Genomic DNA, 20,482 nt, shown 5'->3' on the forward strand with positions numbered 1-20,482 from the left:
GCAAGGCTGCGCCTGCGGGCGCAGCCGGTCCGGAGCGCGGCGACGCGTTCCGGCCATACAGCCGAGTCGTGGTGGCGGAGGGTTCGCCTTGCCGCCGCCGCGCTCGAAATCGGCCCGCGCCGGTTCAATCCTGATCCCGCGCCGCCGCCCGCCGCCTCAACAGCGGCCGGCGGCGGAGGGGGACGGTTGCGCCCAAGGTTTGGGAATGTTGGCTCTACTTTAGGCATGAATGCACTATGGAAGAAATCGCCATTATCGGATTAGGCTGCCTGTTTCCAGGCGCCGAAACGCCAGAACAGTACTGGCGCAACCTGCTGGAGCGGCGGGATTGCACCTCGGAATTGAGCCGGGAAGAGCTGGGCGTGGACCCGGCGTTGTATCGCCACCCGGTGCCGGGCACCGCGGACAAGATCGCCTACAACAAGAACGGCCATGTGCGCGGCTTCAAGCTGGACGCCGGCCGCTACCGCCTGCCGGCCGCGCAGCTGGAGGCGCTGGACCCGCTGTTCCAATGGACGCTGTACGCGGCGGAACAGGCTTTGATCGACGCCGGCCAGGGTGTGGGCCACAGCGCCGAGGCGCTGGAGCGCTGCGGCCTGATCATCGGCAATATCGGCATGCCCACGCACGCCGGCAAGAAGCTGCTCAACGGTTTCTACCAAGGCATCCTGGAACCCTACGTCCAGGAACTGCTGCAACGCGACGATTTCCATTTCCGCCAGCCCTGGCAGGCGGAAGGCTTGTCCGATCTCAATCTGATGACCGGCAGCCACAACGCCACGCTGGCGGCCCAGGCGCTGGGCCTGGCCGGCCCCAGCTTCGCGCTGGACGCGGCTTGCGCCTCCGCGCTGTACGCCATCCGCGTGGCCAGCTACTACCTGCAAAGCGGCAAGGCTGACCTGATGCTGGCCGGCGCGGTCTGCCACGCCGACCACATCTACATCGATCACGGCTTCAACGTGTTGCAGGCTTTCCCGGCCGACGGCCAGTCGGTGCCGTTCGACCGCAACTCCCAGGGCCTGAAGGCCGGCGAGGGCGCCAGCGTGATCGCGCTCAAGCGCTACGCCGACGCGGTGCGCGACAAGGACCGCATCTACGGCGTGATTGAGTCCATCGGCCTGTCCAACGACGGCGGCGCCAAGCACATCCTGGTGCCCGACCTCAACGGCCAGCTGCTGTCGCTGAAGCGCGCCTACGACGGCGTGGACAAGAACATCGATTATCTGGAATGCCACGCCACTGGCACCCCGGTGGGCGATCAGGTGGAGCTGGGCTCGGTGGAGACCTTCTTCGCCGACCAGGCGCAGCGGCCGCTGATCGGCGCCAACAAGGGCAATATCGGCCATATGCTGACCGCCTCCGGCATGGCCAGCATCCTCAAAGTGCTGCTGGCGATGCGCAGCGGCGTGATCCCGCCGACGCTGAACGTGGAAGACATGGTCAGCACCCCGGGCGGCCAGCTGGACATCCGCCACGTGGTGCGCGACACCACGCCGTGGCCGCAGCGCGGCCAGGCCAAGCGCGCCGGCATCAACGCCTTCGGCTTCGGCGGCGTCAACGGCCACATGGTGCTGCGCGAACACCGCGCCGACGCGCCGGTGACCGCCTGGCCGCAACTGCCGGCTGAACAACAAAGCCTGGCCATCGTGGGCGTGGGCGTGGCGCTGGCGGACACTGAAACCCCGGACGCCCTGTTGCGGACGGTGGCCGAGGGCCGCCGCCACTTCCGCCCGCTGCCGCGCACCCGCTGGCTGGGCCTGGAGGGGCGCGCCGACGTGCTGGGCGCGCGCGGCTACCGTCAGGCGCCGGCCGGCGCCTATATCGAGCAGTTCGATTTCGACTGCAAGCGCTTCAAGCTGCCGCCCAAGGTGGTGGGCAGCCATCTGCTGTCGCATTTGTTCCTGATGCCCATCGCCGAGCGCGCCTTCTACGACGCCGGCTACCAGCTGGACGGCCACAAGCGCAATATCGCCGTCATCGTCGCCGGCGACGTCGACTACAGCTGCTCGCGCTATCAGGCGCGCAACGAGATGGCCTGGCAGGTGCGCGACAGCCTGGCGCACAGCGGCATCTCGCTGAGCGAGGCGCAGACCGCGGCGCTGGAAACCATCGTCAAGGACAGCCTGTTCCCGGAGCCGTATCCGGAAGGCATCACCGGCGGCATCGGCAATGTGGTGGCCAGCCGCATCGCCGCCCATCTGAAGCTGGACGGCCCGGCCTTCTCGCTGTGCGCGCATGAAAACGCCGCCTTCAAGGCGATAGAACTGGCGCAATTCATGTTGTCCGAGCAATTGGTGGACGCGGTCATCGTCGCCGGCGGCAGCTTCGCCGGCGGTCTGGAAAACGTCTTGTGGGCGCCGCGCCGCGGCGCCGGCCATGTCGACGCGCCGGTGGGCGAGGGCGGCGGCGTGGTGGTGCTCAAGCGCGAGCAGGCGGCCTTGGAAGCGAAGGACCGCATCTACGCGGTGATGCGCGGCCTGGCCATCGGCCACGCTTGCGGCGACAGCACCGAGTTTCAACCGGCGGCGGACGCGGTGGCGCGCTCGGCGGCGGCGGCCTTGCGCCAGGCCGGCGCGGATCCGGCGTCGGTGGGCTATCTGGAACTGAGCGGCGGCGCGCTGGCCAGCGACAACCAGGTGGAAATCGACGGCTTGTCCCGGGTCTACCGCGACAGCGGCGTCGCCGCCGGTTCGGTGGCCGCCAACTACGGCCAGCTGGCCTCGGCCCAGGGCATCGTCAGCGTGATCAAGGCCGCGCTCTGCCTGCATCGCCGGCAGCTGCCCGGCGCGGCGGCGCTGGCCGCCTATCCGGAGGCCGCGCTGCGCGCCGTGTTCCGCGCCGGAGAAACCGGCGCGGCCTGGCCGGCGCCGGCCGGCGGTCTGCGGCTGGCGGCGGTCAACAGCCTGGGCCTGGACCGCGGCTACGCCCATATGATTCTGCAAGAGCCCGGCGAGGCCAATCGCCTGGAAGCCAGAACGCCGACGCCGCCGCAGGCGGGCGGTCCGGCCCTGGTCGCCACCGTGCACACCGGCCGCGAACACACCATCGCCGAGATGATCGTCAACGAGGCCAACCGCGCGCTGTTCGGCGACGTCAAGCCCTGGCGGCGTCCGCAGCCGGTGGCGGAATCGGCGCAGCCGCAGCCGGCCGCCGCGGCGCCGGCCGACAGCGAAGCGCCGGTCTTGCAAAGGCAGCACAGCCGCCAAGCGCAGACCCAGCTCAGCTATCTGCAGGCCGAGCAGCGTTTCTACCAGCGCATCGCGCAACTGCTGGGCGCCGGCGCGCCGGCCGGCCAGCGCCGCGCGGCCAAGCCCAAGGCCGCGGCGCCGGTGCCGCCGCGCCCGCGTCCGCTGTTCGACGAAGCGCAGCTGGTGGAGCTGACCGACGGCTCCATCGCCAAGGTCTTGGGCCCGGATTACGCCGAGGCCGACAGCTATCCGATCCGCACCCGCATGCCGTCGCCGCCGTATATGTTCGCCTCGCGCATCACCGCGCTGTCGGCGCAGCCGGGCAAGCTGGAGCCGTGCTTCATCGAGTGGGAATACGATCTGCACCCCGACGCCTGGTACGTGTCCGACGGCCTGGTGCCGGCCTTCGTGTCGCTGGAAGCCTCGCACGCGATGATCGTCGCCTTCACCTATATCGGCTGCGACCAGCTGTTCAAGGGCCAGCTGCGCTACCGGGCGGTGGACAGCCAGACCACGGTCTACGGTCCCTTGCCCAAGGCCGGCGAAGTGCTGCGCGGACGGGTCAACATCAAGTCCTTCCTCAAGGTGGGCAAGAACGTGCTGATCGCCTACGAGTATCTGTGCTACGTCGGCGATAGGCTGAGCTTCAAGCTGGAGGCCAATTCCGGCTTCTTCCTGCCCAAGGACATCGAAAAATCCAAGGGGGTCAACACCGCGCCCTATCTGAAGGCCGGCCAGCCGGCCGAGCCGTTCCAGCCGCCGCTGCGCTGCGGGCGCGCGTCCTTCGACAACAGCCATATCGAGGCCTTGCAGCGCGGCGATTTCGTCGCCTGCTTCGGCGACGCCGCCTACGCCGCGTCGCGCGCGCCGCGCTTGTACGCGCCGGCGGCCAAGATGCTGGACCGGGTGGTGTCCATCTCCGCCTCCGGCGGCGCCTTCGGCCTGGGCGAGGCGGTGGCCGAACGCGACATCGACCCCAGCCACTGGGTGTTCCGCGCCCACTTCAAGAACGACCCGGTGATGCCCGGCACCTTCCTGGTGGAAGGCTGCGAGCAACTGGTCAAGTTCTACCTGTGCTACCTGGGGCTGTACTCGCTGCCGGGCATGGTGCCGCACGCGCTCAGCCCGCACAGCTACAGCGCCAAGTTCCGCGGCGAAGTGAAGTGCGAGGCCGACACCCTGCGTTACCGGCTCACCTGCAAATCCATCCACTGCGACTACCAGGCCGACGGCCAGCTGGAGCGGATGGCGCTGGTCTTCCTCGCGGAGATCATCTACCGCGGCAACGTCATCGGTATGTGCGACAACCTAGGCGCCGGCTTCAGCCGAGCGCCGGCAGCGGCGGACGCTTCGGTGCCGGCGCTGACAGCGATAGAGGCATGAATGAACCAAGACAAGCTTTGCGTGGCGCCGCGCTTTGCGGCCCCGGTGTACAAATGGCAGGGCCATGCCGGCAAGTTCCAGCAGACGCCGGAACAGGCCCAGGCCCAGTTGCTGGACCTGGCGCGGCCGCTGCACGTGCTGCGCCAGCAGGACGCGGTACTGCTGGAACCGGCCGGCGGCCTGGCCGGCAACGGCCAGGTGGATTGCCTGGGCATGGTGCCGGCGATGTTGCCGGAGTACTTCGGCGATCCGTCCTTCCTGCGTGACTACGGCGTGCGCTTCGCCTATTACGCGGGCGCCATGGCCGGCGGCATCAACTCCGAGGACATGGTGATCGCGCTGGGTTCGCGCCGCATCCTCAGCGCCTTCGGCGCCGGCGGCCTGACGCTGGAGCGCATCGGCAGCGCCATCCGCCGTATCAAGCAGGCGCTGCCCAACGGCCCGTACGCGATCAACCTGCTGCACAACCCCAGCCAGCCGGACTGGGAGATGAACTGCGTCAAGCTGTTCATCGAACAGGACGTCAAGGTGGTGGAGGCCTCGGCCTACGTCAATCTGTCCGCCGCCATCGTCTACTACCGGGTCAAGGGCCTGGAGGCCGGCGACAAGGGCGCGGTGATCCGCCGCAACCGCGTGATCGCCAAGGTGTCGCGCCGCGAAGTGGCGCAGCATTTCCTCAGCCCGGCGCCGGAGAAGATCGTGCGCAAGCTGCTGGCCGACGGCCTGATCAGCGAGCGCCAGGCGGAGTTGGCCAAGAAAGTGCCGATGGCCGACGACATCACCGTGGAAGCGGATTCCGGCGGCCACACCGACAACGGCCTGCTCAGCTGCATCTTCCGCTCCATCGCGGAGCTGCGCGACGAAATCTGCGCCGGCCAGGGCTATCCCTTCACCGTGCGCGTCGGCGCCGCCGGCGGCATCGGCAGCCCGCACGCCACGCTGGCGGCGTTCTCGCTGGGCGCCGCCTACGTGGTCACCGGCTCCATCAACCAGGCCTGCGTCGAAGCCGGCACCTCGGACCCGGTCAAGCAATTGCTGGGCAAGGCCAAGATCGCCGACATGGCGATGGCGCCGTCCGCCGATATGTTCGAACTGGGCGCCAAGGTGCAGGTGCTCAAGGGCGGCAGCATGTACGCGGTGCGCGCGCAGAAGCTGCACGGCCTGTACAAGCAGTACCCCGGCCTGGAACAGATCCCGGCCGCCGAAGTGGCCAGCCTGGAACAGCAGGTGTTCCGTCAGCCGCTGGCCCAGGTATGGGCCGACACCGAGGCCTTCTTCGCCGGCCGCGGCAACCAGGCGCTGATAGACGCCGCCAACGCCAACCCCAAGAAAAAGATGGCGCTGCTGTTCCAGTGGTATCTGGGCCAGTCCTCGCGCTGGGCGATCTCCGGCGCGGCCGAGCGCGCGGTCGATTACCAGATCTGGTGCGGCGCGGCGATGGGCGCGGCCAACGAGTGGCTGCAAGGCAGCGAGCTGGCGCCGGTGGCCAAGCGCAAGGTGGCCGACATCGCGGTGGAGCTGATGGCCGGCGCCGCCTACCTGAGCCGCGTGGCGGCCTTGCGCCAGCTGGGCGTCCTGACGCCGCAGCGGCTGGAGCGTTACCGCCCCCTCAGCGCCCGCATGACGGCGCTGGACGAAGACGACATCGGACCCGAACCCGAATTGAATGACATCCCGTCATCAACCGTAGCACCAACCGTAGCATCACAGGGCAAGCAAGAGGAGAGCAGGAATATGGAAGGCAATACCAAGCTGTCGCTGATCAAGTCCAAGGATTTTTACAAGCAATGCTGGGAGCTGCTGCCGGGCGGCACTCATTACAACTTCGGCGACCCGGAACGGCCGCTGGTGGTGCCGTTCAATCGCGGCCGCAACTCCCGGGTCTGGGATCTGGACGGCAATGAACACCTGGACCTGTTCTGCAAATTCGGCGCGCTCTTCGTCGGCCACCACAACGAGGCTTACAACGAAGCGCTGATCCGCTACATGCAGAAAGTGACCTCGGTGGACACTTGCGACCTGGAAGTCGAAGTCTGCGAACTGATGGTCAAGCACATCCCTTGCGCCGAGATGATCCGCTTCTGCCTGAGCGGCACCGAGGCGGTGCAGAACGCGCTGCGCCTGGCGCGCGGCTTCACCGGCAAGCAGCGCTTCATCCGCTTCCACGGCCACTACCACGGCAACGCCGACAACATCATGGGCGGCCGCAAGCGCCAGGACCTGAGCTTCCCGGTGCCGGAAACCTTCAAGGGCGACCTGCTGGACACCCTGGGCCGCGCCGACGGCGCGCTGGAAGACCAGTCCTTCATGCTGCCGTGGAACGACATCCAGGTGCTGGAAGCCACCATCGAGCGCTACCACAATGAAATCGCCGCGGTGCTGATGGAGCCGATCTGCGTCAACGGCGGCGGCATCTTCCCGCGCGAAGGCTATCTGGAGCGCGCCAAGGAAATCTGCGAGAAGTACAACATCGTGCTGATCTTCGACGAGATCATCACCGGCGTGCGTCTGGGCCTGTCCGGCGCCCAGGGCATCCTCGGCGTCACCCCGCACCTGTCCACCTTCGGCAAGGCGCTGGGCGGCGGCTCGATGCCGATCTCCGCCATCGCCGGCCGTCGCGACATCATGGACCTCTACACCCGCGGCAAGGTGATCCACGCCGGCACCTTCAACGGCTACCCGCTGGGCCTGGCCGCGATCAAGAGCACTTTCGAGCTGATCGAACAGGACCCGGGCTGCTACGAGCGCATGGGCCGCTTCACCGAACAGATCTCCGACACCTTCATCAAGGCCGCTCACGCCAACGATCTGCCGCTGGTGGTGCAGGGCATGCCCACCGCGCTGGTCTACCACTCGCAGGACACCATGGTGGACCGCTCCGAGGGTTACAGCGACAAGGTCAAGTTCTGCGACATCATCATCCGCGAGATCTCCAAGCGCTACGGCATCCAGTTCTCGCCGCTGTCGCGGATCTACTCCAACCTGCTGATGAACCAGGACGACGTGCGCTTCTTCGAAGAACGCATTTTCGACGCCATGGCCAACGCCCGCAAAGTGATCGACATCGCCTTCAAGGAAGGAGAGGTGGCGTGACCCGGCAAGTCGCCGTCGTCACCGGCGCGGCCGGCGGCTTCGGCAGCGCCATCGTCAAGTCGCTGCTGGAAGTGGGCTACGCGGTGGCGGCCACCGATGTGGACGCCGCCGCGCTGGAGCAGCTGGGCCGGGAGCTGGATTGCCCGGACAGCCTGCGCGGTTTCGTGATGGACGTGACCGACCCCGACAGCGTGGACGCCGCCAGCGCCGCCATCGTCGAGCGCATGGGCGCCAACATCACGGTCTTGGTCAACAACGCCGGCGTCATCGGCCGCGGCTACTGCATGGCGGAAAAAAGCGGGGAGCTGGCGAGACGGGTGTTCGACGTCAACCTCAACGGCGCCTTCAACGCCACCGCGGTGTTCTCCCGCCACATGGCGCGGCTGAAGTACGGCCGCATCATCAACATCGCCTCTGTGGCCGGCATCTGGGGCGCGGCCGGCGGGTCGGCGTACGCGGCGTCCAAGGCCGGCCTGATCAAGGCGTCTGAGTCCTGGGCGCGGGAGCTGGGGCCGTTGAACATCAGCGTCACCGCGATTGCGCCGGGCATCTGCAAGACCAAGATGCTGGGCCAGTTCGTCGACCGTCAGATGGTGGAGCAGTCCGACGATGCCATCGTCAAGTCCATCGTGCCGGTGGGGCGCTGGGGGCTGCCGGAGGACATCGCCGAGGTGGTCACCTTCCTGGCCACCTGCAAGACCAACTATCTGAACGCCACCGTCATTCCGCTGGATGGAGGCATGCGGGTAGGCACCTTGTAAGAATCTGTCCAAGGCCTGCTGCGCTTCGGCGATATGGCGTTGAAACCGGTTTCGCTCTAGCTCGCGAGACTTGGATCAGGTTCTGCCGCATAGCGTGACAGGGGGCCGGCCGCGCCGGCCCCCGACTGGAACCAAACCAAATTCAGAGGTGAAGTCATGGATTACCGAGCCAAGACCAGCGTCAAGAACATCGTGCTGACCGGCCCCACCGGCGTGCTGGGCGGCCGTTTGCTGCAGGAAATACTGGCCACCACCGACGCCAACGTGTATTGCGTGGTGCGGGCCGAGAACAAGGACGCCGCGCGCGCCCGCATCGAAGACGTGCTGTATTGCTACGACGAAGGCCGCAAGCTGGCCACCGAAGCCTGGCGCATCATCCCGGTGCTGGGCGACATCAGCCAGCCCATGCTGGGCCTGGACGCCAGCGCCTACCGCGATCTGGCCCATCTGGCGGACCTGGTGCTGCATTGCGCCGCCAACGTCAGTCTGGTGGCCTCCTACAACAAGATCGCCCCGGTCAATGTGGGCGGCACCGCCAACCTGATCGAACTGTGCCTGGCCGGCAAGGCCCCGCTGGTGTTCACCTCCAGCTTCAGCATGGTGGGCGACAAGCTGTACCAGCCGGACTTCGTGCTGCGCGAAACCGATCTGGACGTGGGCCAGGGCTTCGTCAACATGGACTACGAACGCTCCAAATTCACCGCCGAGCGCATGGTGCACGAGGCCGGCGAGCGCGGCCTGGATTGGGTCATTGTGCGTCCGGGCAATATCTGGGGCGACAGCCGGACCGGCTGCTACCCGCTGAAGCAGACCAAGGTCAAGGGCATCTACTACGAAATGCTCAAATCGCTGGTGGAAACCGGCCTGACCTTCGCCTCGGACGAAGCCTTCGACATCTCCCCGGTGGACTACGTGGCCCAGGCCACGCTGTTCGCGGCGATGAATCTGCAGTCCAGCAATCGTCGCACCTACAACCTGACCAATCCGCGTCCGATCAACTACGACGGCATCGTCGCCCGCCTGCGCGGCTACGGCTACACCCTGCGCGACGTATCGTCCAAGGACTACTTCGAAGCGCTGCAGGAAGGCCGCATGCACCGCGGCGGCGCCGGCTACCGCTCCACCTTCACCGATCTGATGGCCATCTTCTACGACGGCAGCGATTGCAAGGAGCACGCCAAGTACGACACCAGCGAGATCCAGGAGCTGCTGGCCAACACCGACATCCGCTGCCCGGACTTGGACCAGGCCTTGTTCGGCCGCTATCTGGACTACGCCTGCAAGGTGGGCTTCCTGAACGCTCCGGCGGAGCAGACCCCGCTGGCGGAAATCAAGCGTCACACCAGCATGGCCGGCGGCTATATGGAGAGCTTGTACGACGCCGACCTGAGCGACGCGGCGGCGGTGCGCTGAGATGCTGGCCGACGAGGAAGCGCTGATCGAAGCGCCGGGGGCGCTCGAAAAACCGTCGCGAGCGGTTCGAGAGCAAGACGCACCGCGCGCAGCGACCGAGATAGTACAAGGAGTACAGCGAGGGAGCGAGCACGGAGCAACGCAGCTATCGGACGGCGCAGTAGGTTTTTCGAGGTCCCCACCGGTCGCGGAACTGCTGCTGGACTATCAGGTGCTGAGCAACGGCGAACCAATAGGCCGGCTGCGGACAGAACGCCGCCGCGGCTGGCTGGACGACATGCCGGTGCTGCAGGTCAGCAACCGGATGGACCTGCGCTGCAGCGGGCTGTGGTTCGACTACTCGCTGCAATCGGACGAGAGCATGGATTTCGGCGCGGACGGCCTGTGCCGCTACGCCGGCGTCTCCGACGAGGACGGCGACAAGACCGTGATCAAGGGCCGGCTGCGTCAGGGCGTGCTGACCTTGCGCCTGCACGACGGCCAGCTGGAGGTGCGCCGCTTCAAGCTGGGGGATTTCGACGCCAGCAGCGAAGACGCCGCCGAGCGCTTTCTCGTCGGCGGCCAGGCCGAGGCCACCTTGCGGGTGCTGGATCTGGAGCACTTCGACATTGACGAGGTCCGCTACCAGCGGCTGCCGGACGAAACCCTGGACCTGCTGGGCCAGCCGCGGCAGGCGAGGGTGGTGGCCTATCAATCAAAGCGGCGCAAGATCAGCGGCACCGGCTGGTATCTGTCCGACGACGGCGGCGAAGTGCTGGTGCGCCAGAGCAGCCGCGAGCGCGGCGACCACAACGAAGTGATATTGACCCATTGGGAAAGCAAACCATGCCAAATCAAGACTTAGCCGTCACCCTGGTGCAAAGCGACATCGCCTGGGAATCGGTGGACCAGAACCTGCAGCGGATGGAGCGCCACCTGAGCGCGGTGAACGACAGCCGGTTGATCGTGCTGCCGGAAATGTTCACCACCGGCTTCAGCATGCGGCCGGAGAAGATCGCCGAAACCATGGACGGCAAGGCGGTGCAATGGCTGCGCGACACCGCGCGCGCCAAGCGCGCCGACCTGGTGGGCAGCGTGGCCATAGAAGAGCAGGGCCGCTACTACAACCGCCTGCTGTGGGCCAAGGCCGACGGCAGCCTGTTCAGCTACGACAAGAAGCATCTGTTCAGCTTCGCCGGCGAGCACGAGCACTACACCGCCGGCGACGCGCCGCTGATCGTCAAGGTGGACGGCTGGTCGGTGGCCGCCTTCGTCTGCTACGACCTGCGCTTCCCGGTCTGGTCGCGCAACAACAACAGCCAGTACGACCTGGCGCTCTACATCGCCAGCTGGCCGGAGCGCCGCGCCAAGCACTGGCAAACGCTGCTGCCGGCGCGGGCGATCGAAAACCAGGCCTTCGTCATCGGCGTCAACCGGGTGGGCGTGGACGGCAACGACATCCGCTACAGCGGCGACTCCATGCTGATCGATCCGCTGGGCGACACCCTGTACCACGGCCGCCAACTGGAAAGCGTGTATCAGGCCAGGCTGTCGCGCGCGCAGCTGGACGATGTGCGCGCCCAGTTCCCTTTCCTGAAGGATGCGGACCGTTATCAACTCGTTTGACCGCGCGGCGGCAATGAAAAGAGGCGGATAAGCCCTGCGGCTGCGCGGGGTTTTCCGCTGCTTCGGTTCTCCTTCGGCTTCTATGGAAAGTGAAATGCACCAAGCCACAACAAGAGAAAAAGTCATCGAATTCCAGTCGGTGACCAAGCGCTTCAACGACTACACCGCGGTCAACGACGTGTCGCTGGACATCTATCGCGGCGAATTCGTCGCCCTGCTGGGGCCCAACGGCGCCGGCAAGACCACGCTGGTGGAAATGCTGGAGGGACTGAAACAGCCGGAGGCCGGCTCCATCCGCATCCTGGGGCGCAGCTGGCAGAAGGACGAAAGCTATCTGCGCCACCGCCTGGCCGGGGTGCTGCAGGAATCGCTGTTCATCAACAAGCTGCGGGTGGACGAAACCGTCAACCTGTTCGCCAGTTTCTACCGCCGGCCGCGCAGCCGCGCCGACGAGGTATTGGAGCTGGTGGAACTGACCCCCAAGCGCAAGGTGATGGTGGAAGGGCTGTCCGGCGGTCAGCGCCAGCGGCTGGCCCTGGCCATTTCCATCCTCAACCAGCCGGAAATCCTGATCCTGGACGAGCCCACCACCGGCCTGGACCCGCAGGTGCGGCGCGGCACCTGGGACATCCTGCGCAAGCTCAATAAGGAGCTGGGCTCCACCATGTTGCTGACCACCCACTACATGGAAGAAGCCGAATACTTGTGCGACCGCATCTGCATCATGCACCAGGGCCGCATCCTGACCCAGGGCACGCTGGACGAACTGCTGGCCGCGCACGAGCCGGGCGAAGTGGTCGAATACCGGGTCAAGAGCGGCGCCGGCGGCGCCGAGCCCAAGCACAAGGACAACATCATCAGCTACAGCTACGACCAGGCGTCCGCCAAGGCGAGGCTGCTGGTACGCAACGGCTCGGCCTTCCTGTTCCGTCTGCCCGAGTTCATCCGCGAACAACAAATCGACATCGACGAAATCATCGTGCGCAAAAAAACGCTGGACGATTTATTCCTGTCACTGGCCGGCCGAGGTTTCCATGAATAACGCCTTGCTCAATCTGATCGTCACTCAATTCCGCCAATACCTGCGCGAACCGCAAATCCTGTTCTGGTCCTTCGGCTTCCCGCTGCTGCTGGTGTGGCTGCTGGGCGTGTCCTTCTCCGGCGGCGAAATCAAGGAGCGCACCATAGGCGTGGTGCTGCCGCCCAGCTTGCAGGAGCAGGCCGCGGTCAAGGCCTGGATCAGCAAGGTGGAGGCCCGCAACCAGCCGCTGTCCAGCGTCATCAACGCGGACGAGATCAAGCGCGACCACCTGATACGGATGAAATACCGCTTCCAGTACTACCCGGACCGCGAATCGGTGTTGCGCGGCCTCAAGCGCGGCGACGTGCAGGTGTTCATGGAGCCCAGCGCCGACAGCGGCAAGCGCATCTACTATCTGGACCCGCAGAACAACGAGGCGCTGCTGACCTACTTCTTCCTCGGCGACGACCCGGACGCGCTGAGCCAGGCGGTGGACAAGAATATGTCGGTGCTGGACAGCCCCGGCCTGCGCTACATCGACTTCCTGGTGCCCGGCCTGGTGGCGATGGCGGTGATGGAAACCTGCCTGATCGCCGTCGGCTGGTCGCTGATCGAAAAACGCGCCACCCGCGTTACCCGGCAGATGCGCATCACCCCGATGCGCAAGACTGATTTCCTGCTGGCCCACGTGCTGGCCTGCCTGGTGTTCAGCCTGCTGGAAACCCTGGTGCTGTATTTGTTCGCCAGCAGTTATTTCGACGTGCACGCCCAGGGCGGGGCGCTGCCCTTCATCGTGCTGCTGCTGGCCGGCAACGTCTGCTTCGCCGGCATCGCCATCCTGGCCGCCTCGCGCGCCACCAAGGCGCAGACCGCCAACGGCCTGCTGGAAATGACCATCCTGTTCCTGGTGATCTTTTCCGGCATCTTTTTCAGCTACAAGCACTTTCCGGAGTGGATGGTGGCGGTGATCGAGGTGTTGCCGCTGACCATCCTGGCGGACGGCATGCGCATGATCTTCGTCGAGGGGGCTGGAGTGCTGGAAATCGCGCGTTCGGCGGTGGTGCTCACGCTGATCGGCATTGCCGGCTTCGTCAGCGGCGCGCGGGTGTTTCGCTGGTATTAGGGGCATGAGGCATCCGCTGCGCGGATGATGGTTTTGATTGCCGGGGCTGCGCTGACCGAGCGAGGCAAGCGTAGCGTCGCGAGGGAATAAGGCAGGAAGGGGAACAACTTGGCCCACTGAGCGAATCAAGGATTCGCTCAGTGATGGCGCGCTAACGTCGCGCTGCTCGAACAGGCAGCCGCTTAAAACGTGCGAAGCGAAGTTTCTGCGTAGCTAAAACCTCGGGCCTGCCACCCGGCGGCAGACTTGAAGGGACTTTGGGCGCGTTGGATACGTGCTTCCTTTCTTGCTGGCCAGTTCCGTCGTTTCAAGAGTGTGAAGAACCGGGCATCGCTGTTGAGCATACTGGCCGACAGCTTATTGTTAAGTTGTCAAAAAGGAGGAAGGGTAGTGAAACGCTTGATCCTCGCCCTATTGGGCATCGCCATGCTGTCCTTGCTGACGGCCTGCGAACTGGACGAAGACGGCAAGCCGCGCGGCAGCCAGGTGCTGTGGGACCGCAGCGGCGTGCCGCACATCTACGCCGCGCGCGCCGACAGCCTGGCCTACGCCTTTGGCCGTGCCCAGATGCAGGCGCATCCGGAGCTGCTGCTGCGGCTGTACGCCCAGGGCCGCGGCCGCGGCGCGGAATACTACGGCGCGGTGTTCGAGGCCGGCGAGCCCTTCCCCAGCAATATGGCGGAAGTGGACCGCATGGTGCGTACCATGGGTTTCCCCGAGCGTTCCAAACAATGGCTGCAACAGCAAAGCCCGCGCATGCGCGCCTACCTGGACGCCTTCGTCGCCGGCGTCAACGACCAGGCCGCCGCCAGCGGCGGTCTGAGCCCGGCGGCGCGCGCGGTGCTGCCGGTGCGCAGCGAGGACGTGCTGGCCCACACCCTGCGCATCTTCTTCGGCTATCTGAGCGGCTCCACCGCCACTGGCGCGGCCAATTGCTCGCTGATCTACCCGGACGCGGTGGCCACCCCCATCAATCTGATCGGCGGCTCCAACGGCTGGGCGCTGGGGCCGGCCAAGAGCCGTTCCGGCAACGCCATGCTGCTGGCCAACCCGCATTTGCTGTGGGGCGGCAGCCACACCTGGTTCGAAGCCCAATTCAAGAGCCCGGAATACGATATCTACGGCGCCACCCTGGTGGGCCTGCCGGTGATGCGCATCGGCTTCAACCAGCGGCTGGGCTGGGTGCACACCGTCAACACCCAGGACGGCTGTGACCTGTACCAACTCAAGCTCAGCGGCCGGCAATACCTGCTGGACGGCGTGGCGCGCGACTTTGAGACCAAGCGCGAAACCCTGTATATCCGTCAGCCGGACGGCAGCCTGCAAGCCGAGCAGCTGACGCTGCGCCGCGCCGAGCAGGGCCCGGTGTTCGACAAGGACGGCCAGAGCTACGCGCTGCGCATCGTCGGCGTCGACCAGCTGCAGACCCCCGGCGTGCTGGAGCAATGGTGGGACATGGCGCAAGCGCCCGACTTCAAGGCCTTCCGCAGCGTCGTGGCGCGGCTGCGCAATCCCTACCACAACATCATCTACGCCGACGCCCAACGCAATATCTGGGCGGCTTTCGGCGGTCTGACCCCGCGCCGCGCCGGCGGCGACGCCGCCTTCTGGGCGCAGCCGGTGGACGGCAGCCGCAGCGATCTGATCTGGCGTCAGGCGCTGCGCCTGGACGAATTGCCGCAGGTGGCCAATCCGTCCAGCGGCTGGGTGCAGAACTCCAATAGCGTGCCCTGGTATATGAGCAAGCCGGCGCTGGACCCGGCCGCCTACGCCGGCTATCTGTCGCCGCGGGCGTCGCCGCTGCTGCGCGAACAGCGCGGCATCGAGCTGATCGAACAGACGCCGGCCTTCACCCTGGACACGCTGCTCAGCGCCAAGCACGACACCCGGCTGCTGCTGGCGGACCGGGTGCTGGACGATTTGATCGGCTATGCGCGCGCCTCCGGCGACGCCGGCCTGATCGCCGCGGCGCAAGTGCTGGCCCAATGGGACCGGCGCAGCGACGCCGCCAGCAAGGGCGCGGTGCTGTTCGCCGCCTGGGTGGCGGCCTCCGGCGGCGAAGAGGCCTTGCGCTACCGCCGGGAAGCGGATCCGGCGCAGCCCTACGACACGCCCGCCGGCCTGCGCGACGCCGGCTTCGCGCTCAGCAAGCTGGGCGCGGCGGCCCAGGGGCTGCAACAGGCCGGCGTGCCGCTGGACATCGCCTTCGGCGAAGTCTACCGGCTGCGGCGCGGCCCCGCCGGCGGCGCGGCGCGGCTGGACCAGCCGGCCAGCGGCGGCGCCGAGGGTTTGGGCGCCTTCCGCACCTTCAGCTATATCGGCGACAGCGACGGCCGTCAGCGCGCCATCTTCGGCGACACCTTCACCGCCCTGGTGGAGTTCGGTCGGCCGCTGCGCGCCAAGGTGATCAACACCTACGGCAACAGCAGCCAGCCGCAATCGCCTTACTACGGCGACCAGATGGAGCTGGCGGCGCGGAACGCCATGCGCGACGCCTTGCTCAATCGCGAGCAGGTGGAGGCGGCGCTGTCCAAGCGTGAGTGGTTCCGCCGCTAGCGCCGAGGCGGCCGCGGCGGCGACGTCGCGGCCCTTCGCCGCCATCCGCAGTGGGCGTCGCATGACGGGCGCCTAGGTTTGCGCCATTGCGCCCAGGCTGGCACAATGGCGCCGTTGTCATTGGGGAGTAGCCATCTTCGGCCCCGCCGAAGAGGCCGCGTCAACAAACTTGAGGAGCTTTCCTCATGGCGCGGTCAGCGGCCGGCATTGCCGGCGCCGCCAAGCGAGACCTTTGGCCACGATGCGTTTGCCGCCGGGCAAGCCGCGTCGTTGCGCCATTGTCCATCCGCTTGCCCGGCCCAAGACTATCTATGCTGTTGACCCTGTCGTTTCTGCTCGGCCTCGCCGTCCTGATCTATCTTTCCTGTCAATACTTCGTCAACGCCATCGAATGGTGCGGACGCCATCTGAACCTGGGCGCCAGCGCCGTCGGCACCGTGCTCGCCGCTTTCGGCACCGCCTTGCCGGAAAGCGCCGTCACCTTGACCGCGATGGCCTTCGGCGGCACGCCGCAACATAAGGACATCGGCGTCGGCGCCGCCCTGGGCGGGCCGCTGGTGCTGGCCACGCTGGCGTACGCGGTGGTGGGCTTCGCGCTGTGGCGCAACCGCAGCCGGCTGGGGCGCGGCGACTACCTGCTGCGCGTCGATCACCGCCGGCTGGCCGGCGACCAACTGGCGTTTTTGCTGATTTTCGCGTTCAAGGTGGCGCTGGGCCTGCTGGCCTTCGCCATCAAGCCCTGGCTGGGCGTGCTGTTCCTGGCCGCTTACGCCGCCTATGTCTGGCGCGAGATCCGCAGCGCGGACACCGCGCCGGAAGAGGAAGAACTGGACGCCTTGAAACTGCGCGCCGGCGGCGGCCTGGGCTGGGCGGCGACGCAGGCCCTGCTGGCCTTGGCGGTGATCGCGGCGGCGGCGCACGGTTTCGTCGCGCAGCTGGAAGCGCTGGCCGGACATTGGGGCATGGCGCCGCATCTGGTGGCCTTGCTGCTGAGCCCGGTGGCCACGGAATTGCCGGAAATCATGAACGCGCTGATCTGGCTGCGCCAGGGCAAGGAGCGCCTGGCATTGGCCAATATCTCCGGCGCGATGATGATACAGGCGACGATTCCCAGCGCCTTCGGCCTGTTCTTCACCCCGTGGATGTTCGACGGCGTCCTGCTGTGGTCCGGCCTGGCCACGATGGCGGCGATCGTCGGCTTGTGGCTGTTGTTCCGCCGCGGCAGCGTGGACGGCCGCTGGCTCTTGGGCGCGGGCGCGGTGTACCTACTGTTTGCCGGCTGTCTGGTGTGAGGCAAGAGCCCGTTCAATGCCGCATCGCCGATGCGCAGCAGATCGTAAACAGGCTCTCAGAGCCTGTTCAGAGTCTCGCGAGCAAGGGCGAGACAAGGCGAAAACGAGCGAAAAAGCGGAATGTACAAATGGTACATGAGCATTTTGAGCTTGTTTTCAACGCCGTATCGCTGAAGCGCAGCAGACTATGAACGGGTTCTCAGAGCCAGGCCGCCACGCCGCCATGATGCGAACACGTGCCGCGCCGATGCTGGCTGAAGCTGTAGCTGCCGTCGCGGCAGCGCGCGCTGGCGCCGGCCGGCGCTTTGCCGGAGCGGGTATGGGCCGGGCTGTGGACCTCCACGCCGTCGGAGTTGGTGTAGCTGCCGTGTTCCAGCAACTGCTCTTGCGCCGGCGCGCTGGCGTGCCGATGCGTGTGCGGCGTTTTGGCTTCAAGCGGCGCGGCCAGCAGGGCCAGGCTGAGGCCGAGCAGGCCGGCGATGCGCCGCAAAGCGGGGATACGGAACTGTGCAGGCTTTTTCATGTCATTCGATTGTTTAATGTGTCATTAAAAGTGCTTGAACTTGTTCGTGATGTTTTGACGCATCTATTTTCGGGGTTCAGGCGCAAAAGAATATGTATCGCACTTTAGTTCATTGTCATTGCGGCGGATAGCGGCAATGCGCATCGGGGGAACTAAACCGCGATGGCCGGCCGTTGCGACGGGCCGCGCCGTCATACCGAATCTGGGGATTGATCTATGGATGATTTTGCGCAGCGGCGCGTCTTGCTGGCGGCCTTGGCCGCCACGCCGTTGATCTGGGGTTGCGCGCGCCCGCCGTTGCGGGTGCCGGGCGAAGCCCCGGCCGCGCGTCAATTGGCGGAGCTGGAACGCAATGCCGGCGGCCGCATCGGCGTGTTCGCGCAAGAAGTGGACAGCGGGCGGACGCTGGCTTACCGGGCGGATGAGCGCTTCCCGATGTGCAGCACGTTCACGCTGCTGCTGGTGGGCGCCTTATTGCAACGCAGCGCGACGCAGCCGGATCTGCTCTACCGCCATGTCGGCTACCGGCGCGAGCAATTGATCGACTATTCGCCCATCGCCGAACAATACGTGGAGCAGGGCATGTCGGTGAAAGACTTGTGCGACGCGGCGATGCGCTTCGGCGACAACACCGCCGCCAATCTGCTGCTGGAGCAGTTGGGCGGGCCGCAGGAGGTGACCCGCTTCGCCCGTTCGTTGGGCGACGGCCTGAGCCGGCTTGACCGCGTCGAGCCGGAACTGAACCGCGCCGAGCCGGACGATCCGCGCGACACCACCACGCCGGCGGCGATGACGGCCAATCTGCGCGCGCTGCTGTTTTCCCCGCTATTGCCGGAGCGGCAGCGCGGTTTGCTGAACGACTGGCTGCTGGGCAACACCACCGGCAATCTGCGCATCCGCGCCGGCTTGCCGGCGGAGTGGCGGGTGGGGGACAAGACCGGCAGCGGCGGCCACGGCGCGGCCAACAACGTGGCCGTGGCCTGGCGGCCGGGCAAGTCGCCGTTGTTGCTGTCGGTCTATTACTGGGGCTCGACGGCGATGATGGACGAGCGCAATGCGGTGATCGCCGCGGTGGCGAGGGTGGCGGCCGCCGAGTTCGCTTGAAACGCCGCGCGGGGCGGGCAGGTCCTGCCGGAATGAACGACGCCGCGGCCATGGCCGCGGCGTTGTCGCGCGCGGCTCCCTTGAGCGCTGGGCGTCCGCGCGGAACCTTGAATCGCGTTTAAGGCAGCCGCGCCGGCGCCACCACGATGCCGGCGCGCAGTCCGGGCTTGACCGTGGGATTGGGGAACAGGATGCGCTCATCGCCGCCGACGGCCACATAGCGGTGTTCGCCGTCCTCGGCGATCAGGAAGCCGTCCGGCAACGCGGTGAAGTTTTCCACGTCGTCGGCCAGGTGCAGGCGGAAGGCTTCGCTGTGTTTGACGATGTCGTACTTGGCCTGGAACAGCGGCAGGTCGCCGTCGCGGTAGCCGGGCAGTTCTTGCTCCGGCTCCGCCAGCAGCCGGCGCAGCGCTTGGTCGATGCCGGCGAAGCGGGATAGATCGTTTTGGCCGAAGGGCCGCGCCTTGCCCAGCTCCAGCGTGAAAGCGTCCACCTGGCAGTGGCGGCTGGTGAAGTAGCTGAAGGTATTGGCCGGCTGGCTGTGCAGCAGCACGGTTTCCACCTGGCAGCTCTTCAGCCAGGCCAGTTGCGCGCGGCTGTGCGGGCGTTCGTGCAGATAGGGGTAGATGGCGAACTTCTCGAACACCGAGCCGCGGATCGCGGTGTGCAGATCGTAATGCCAGCGCCGGCCGCGGGCGGAGGCGAAAAAGTCCGCCGCCGCCTGTTCCAGGCGCGCCGCGCGCGCCGCTTCGCGCGCTTCCGGCTGGCGCGCGTGCGCGCCGTTGAACAGCCGGTTCATATCGTAATCCAGATAACGCTTGCCCAGCCGCATCGCGTCCAGATTGCCGAAGATCACCAGCAGCCGGCAGCGCAGCGCCAGCCTGCCGCCGGCGATGTCGGCCAGGATGGCGTTGAGCACCTCGATAGGCGCGGTCTCATTGCCGTGCACGCCGCTGGACAGCAGCAGGGAATCGGCGGCGGCGGCGAGGGGTTCCAGCTCGACGACGCCGTAATCCAGCCAGCGCGCCCGCACGCCGGAGTGGAGCTGCCATTCGGCGGAGGCCGGGGAGGCGGGATTCATGGTCCAGGACAGAAAATCGTGGTGATGCTCGCGCATGGGCTGGCTCGTGCTTGCGGCTAGTGATGACCGGGGCATTGTAACCAGAGCCGGCGCGGCAGGTGGCGGCGCGTGGCGCAGATTTGAAAAAACATGCCGTATTTGGGCTAAAAGCCTTGTTCGGCGCGGCTTGGCGCGCCGGGCCGCGCTCTTGTTGAATATTTTGGACAAGTCCATTGCCGGAACCGCGAGGTCCCCGGCTGGAGAAACGGCCGCTTGCCGGCATGAGAAAAATATAGGGGGCTGTTTTTGCTCAAGCCTTGCCCGGCAAGGCTTGCCGGGCCGCTCGGCGCGGGCTTGTCG

At 66.5% G+C, this 20,482-nt stretch carries 13 protein-coding genes and 1 riboswitch; of the genes, 11 read left to right on the forward strand and 2 right to left on the reverse strand.

Going from position 1 to position 20,482, the window contains the following annotated elements; genetic code table 11:
- Positions 1 to 236: 236 nt before the first annotated feature.
- From QUG03_RS06605 to QUG03_RS06650, 10 genes are all read left to right on the forward strand, one after another.
- Complete coding sequence (locus QUG03_RS06605) at positions 237 to 4,571, forward strand: hotdog fold thioesterase (protein WP_500819680.1); 4,335 nt, start codon at positions 237 to 239, stop codon at positions 4,569 to 4,571.
- Positions 4,572 to 7,664, forward strand: coding sequence for a PfaD family polyunsaturated fatty acid/polyketide biosynthesis protein (locus tag QUG03_RS06610; protein WP_486637070.1), 3,093 nt, complete (start codon positions 4,572 to 4,574; stop codon positions 7,662 to 7,664).
- Positions 7,661 to 8,425, forward strand: a complete 765-nt coding sequence (locus QUG03_RS06615) for an SDR family NAD(P)-dependent oxidoreductase (protein ID WP_227108043.1) — start codon at positions 7,661 to 7,663, stop codon at positions 8,423 to 8,425. The genes QUG03_RS06610 and QUG03_RS06615 overlap by 4 nt, the downstream gene beginning before the upstream one ends.
- A 156-nt stretch (positions 8,426 to 8,581) precedes the next feature.
- Entirely contained in the window at positions 8,582 to 9,838 is a 1,257-nt protein-coding gene (locus QUG03_RS06620) for an SDR family oxidoreductase (protein ID WP_500819681.1), read from the forward strand.
- A 211-nt stretch (positions 9,839 to 10,049) separates the two neighbouring features.
- Positions 10,050 to 10,682 (forward strand): hypothetical protein, encoded by a 633-nt coding sequence (locus tag QUG03_RS06625; RefSeq protein ID WP_107799356.1) that lies wholly within the window; start codon positions 10,050 to 10,052, stop codon positions 10,680 to 10,682.
- The gene (locus tag QUG03_RS06630; protein WP_227108047.1) at positions 10,664 to 11,443 is read left to right on the forward strand and encodes an amidohydrolase; all 780 of its coding nucleotides are present in this window, start codon (positions 10,664 to 10,666) and stop codon (positions 11,441 to 11,443) included. Before QUG03_RS06625 ends, QUG03_RS06630 begins: the two co-directional genes overlap by 19 nt.
- Positions 11,444 to 11,537: 94 nt before the next feature.
- The gene (locus QUG03_RS06635; protein ID WP_500819682.1) at positions 11,538 to 12,485 is read left to right on the forward strand and encodes an ABC transporter ATP-binding protein; all 948 of its coding nucleotides are present in this window, start codon (positions 11,538 to 11,540) and stop codon (positions 12,483 to 12,485) included.
- Positions 12,478 to 13,587 carry an ABC transporter permease gene (locus QUG03_RS06640; RefSeq protein ID WP_107799353.1) on the forward strand — a complete coding sequence of 370 codons (1,110 nt, stop codon included), beginning with the start codon at positions 12,478 to 12,480 and terminating at the stop codon, positions 13,585 to 13,587. Before QUG03_RS06635 ends, QUG03_RS06640 begins: the two co-directional genes overlap by 8 nt.
- Before the next feature lie 390 nt (positions 13,588 to 13,977).
- Positions 13,978 to 16,143 carry a penicillin acylase family protein gene (locus QUG03_RS06645; RefSeq protein ID WP_500819683.1) on the forward strand — a complete coding sequence of 722 codons (2,166 nt, stop codon included), beginning with the start codon at positions 13,978 to 13,980 and terminating at the stop codon, positions 16,141 to 16,143.
- Between the two features lie 110 nt (positions 16,144 to 16,253).
- A riboswitch (yybP-ykoY riboswitch) is annotated at positions 16,254 to 16,398 on the forward strand.
- 56 nt (positions 16,399 to 16,454) lie between these two features.
- The gene (locus QUG03_RS06650; protein WP_227108051.1) at positions 16,455 to 17,435 is read left to right on the forward strand and encodes a sodium:calcium antiporter; all 981 of its coding nucleotides are present in this window, start codon (positions 16,455 to 16,457) and stop codon (positions 17,433 to 17,435) included.
- A 199-nt stretch (positions 17,436 to 17,634) separates the two neighbouring features.
- On the opposite strand, the gene QUG03_RS06655 is transcribed toward QUG03_RS06650, so the two are convergent.
- Positions 17,635 to 17,958 carry a DUF3761 domain-containing protein gene (locus tag QUG03_RS06655; RefSeq protein WP_227108053.1) on the reverse strand — a complete coding sequence of 108 codons (324 nt, stop codon included), beginning with the start codon at positions 17,956 to 17,958 and terminating at the stop codon, positions 17,635 to 17,637.
- Positions 17,959 to 18,174: 216 nt separating this feature from the next.
- Between QUG03_RS06655 and blaCHA the strand changes: the two genes are divergently transcribed.
- Positions 18,175 to 19,062, forward strand: a complete 888-nt coding sequence (blaCHA, locus tag QUG03_RS06660) for a CHA family extended-spectrum class A beta-lactamase (RefSeq protein WP_500819684.1) — start codon at positions 18,175 to 18,177, stop codon at positions 19,060 to 19,062.
- A 118-nt stretch (positions 19,063 to 19,180) separates the two neighbouring features.
- Here the strand turns inward: blaCHA and astE are convergent, their stop codons facing one another.
- On the reverse strand, positions 19,181 to 20,179 hold the full coding sequence (gene astE / locus QUG03_RS06665) for a succinylglutamate desuccinylase (protein WP_500819685.1): 999 nt from the start codon (positions 20,177 to 20,179) through the stop codon (positions 19,181 to 19,183).
- Positions 20,180 to 20,482 lie beyond the last annotated feature (303 nt).

This window comes from Chromobacterium sp. CCUG 30098, from assembly GCF_059916605.1.

Excerpts from the sequence above, each read along its gene's own strand:
- blaCHA (WP_500819684.1), top strand. The coding sequence starts at position 18,175 with ATGGATGATTTTGCGCAGCGGCGCGTCTTGCTGGCGGCCTTGGCCGCC.
- QUG03_RS06610 (WP_486637070.1), top strand. The coding sequence starts at position 4,572 with ATGAACCAAGACAAGCTTTGCGTGGCGCCGCGCTTTGCGGCCCCGGTG.
- astE (WP_500819685.1), bottom strand. The coding sequence starts at position 20,179 with ATGCGCGAGCATCACCACGATTTTCTGTCCTGGACCATGAATCCCGCC.
- QUG03_RS06655 (WP_227108053.1), bottom strand. The coding sequence starts at position 17,958 with ATGAAAAAGCCTGCACAGTTCCGTATCCCCGCTTTGCGGCGCATCGCC.
- QUG03_RS06635 (WP_500819682.1), top strand. The coding sequence starts at position 11,538 with ATGCACCAAGCCACAACAAGAGAAAAAGTCATCGAATTCCAGTCGGTG.
- QUG03_RS06605 (WP_500819680.1), top strand. The coding sequence starts at position 237 with ATGGAAGAAATCGCCATTATCGGATTAGGCTGCCTGTTTCCAGGCGCC.
- QUG03_RS06650 (WP_227108051.1), top strand. The coding sequence starts at position 16,455 with ATGCTGTTGACCCTGTCGTTTCTGCTCGGCCTCGCCGTCCTGATCTAT.
- QUG03_RS06620 (WP_500819681.1), top strand. The coding sequence starts at position 8,582 with ATGGATTACCGAGCCAAGACCAGCGTCAAGAACATCGTGCTGACCGGC.
- QUG03_RS06640 (WP_107799353.1), top strand. The coding sequence starts at position 12,478 with ATGAATAACGCCTTGCTCAATCTGATCGTCACTCAATTCCGCCAATAC.
- QUG03_RS06630 (WP_227108047.1), top strand. The coding sequence starts at position 10,664 with ATGCCAAATCAAGACTTAGCCGTCACCCTGGTGCAAAGCGACATCGCC.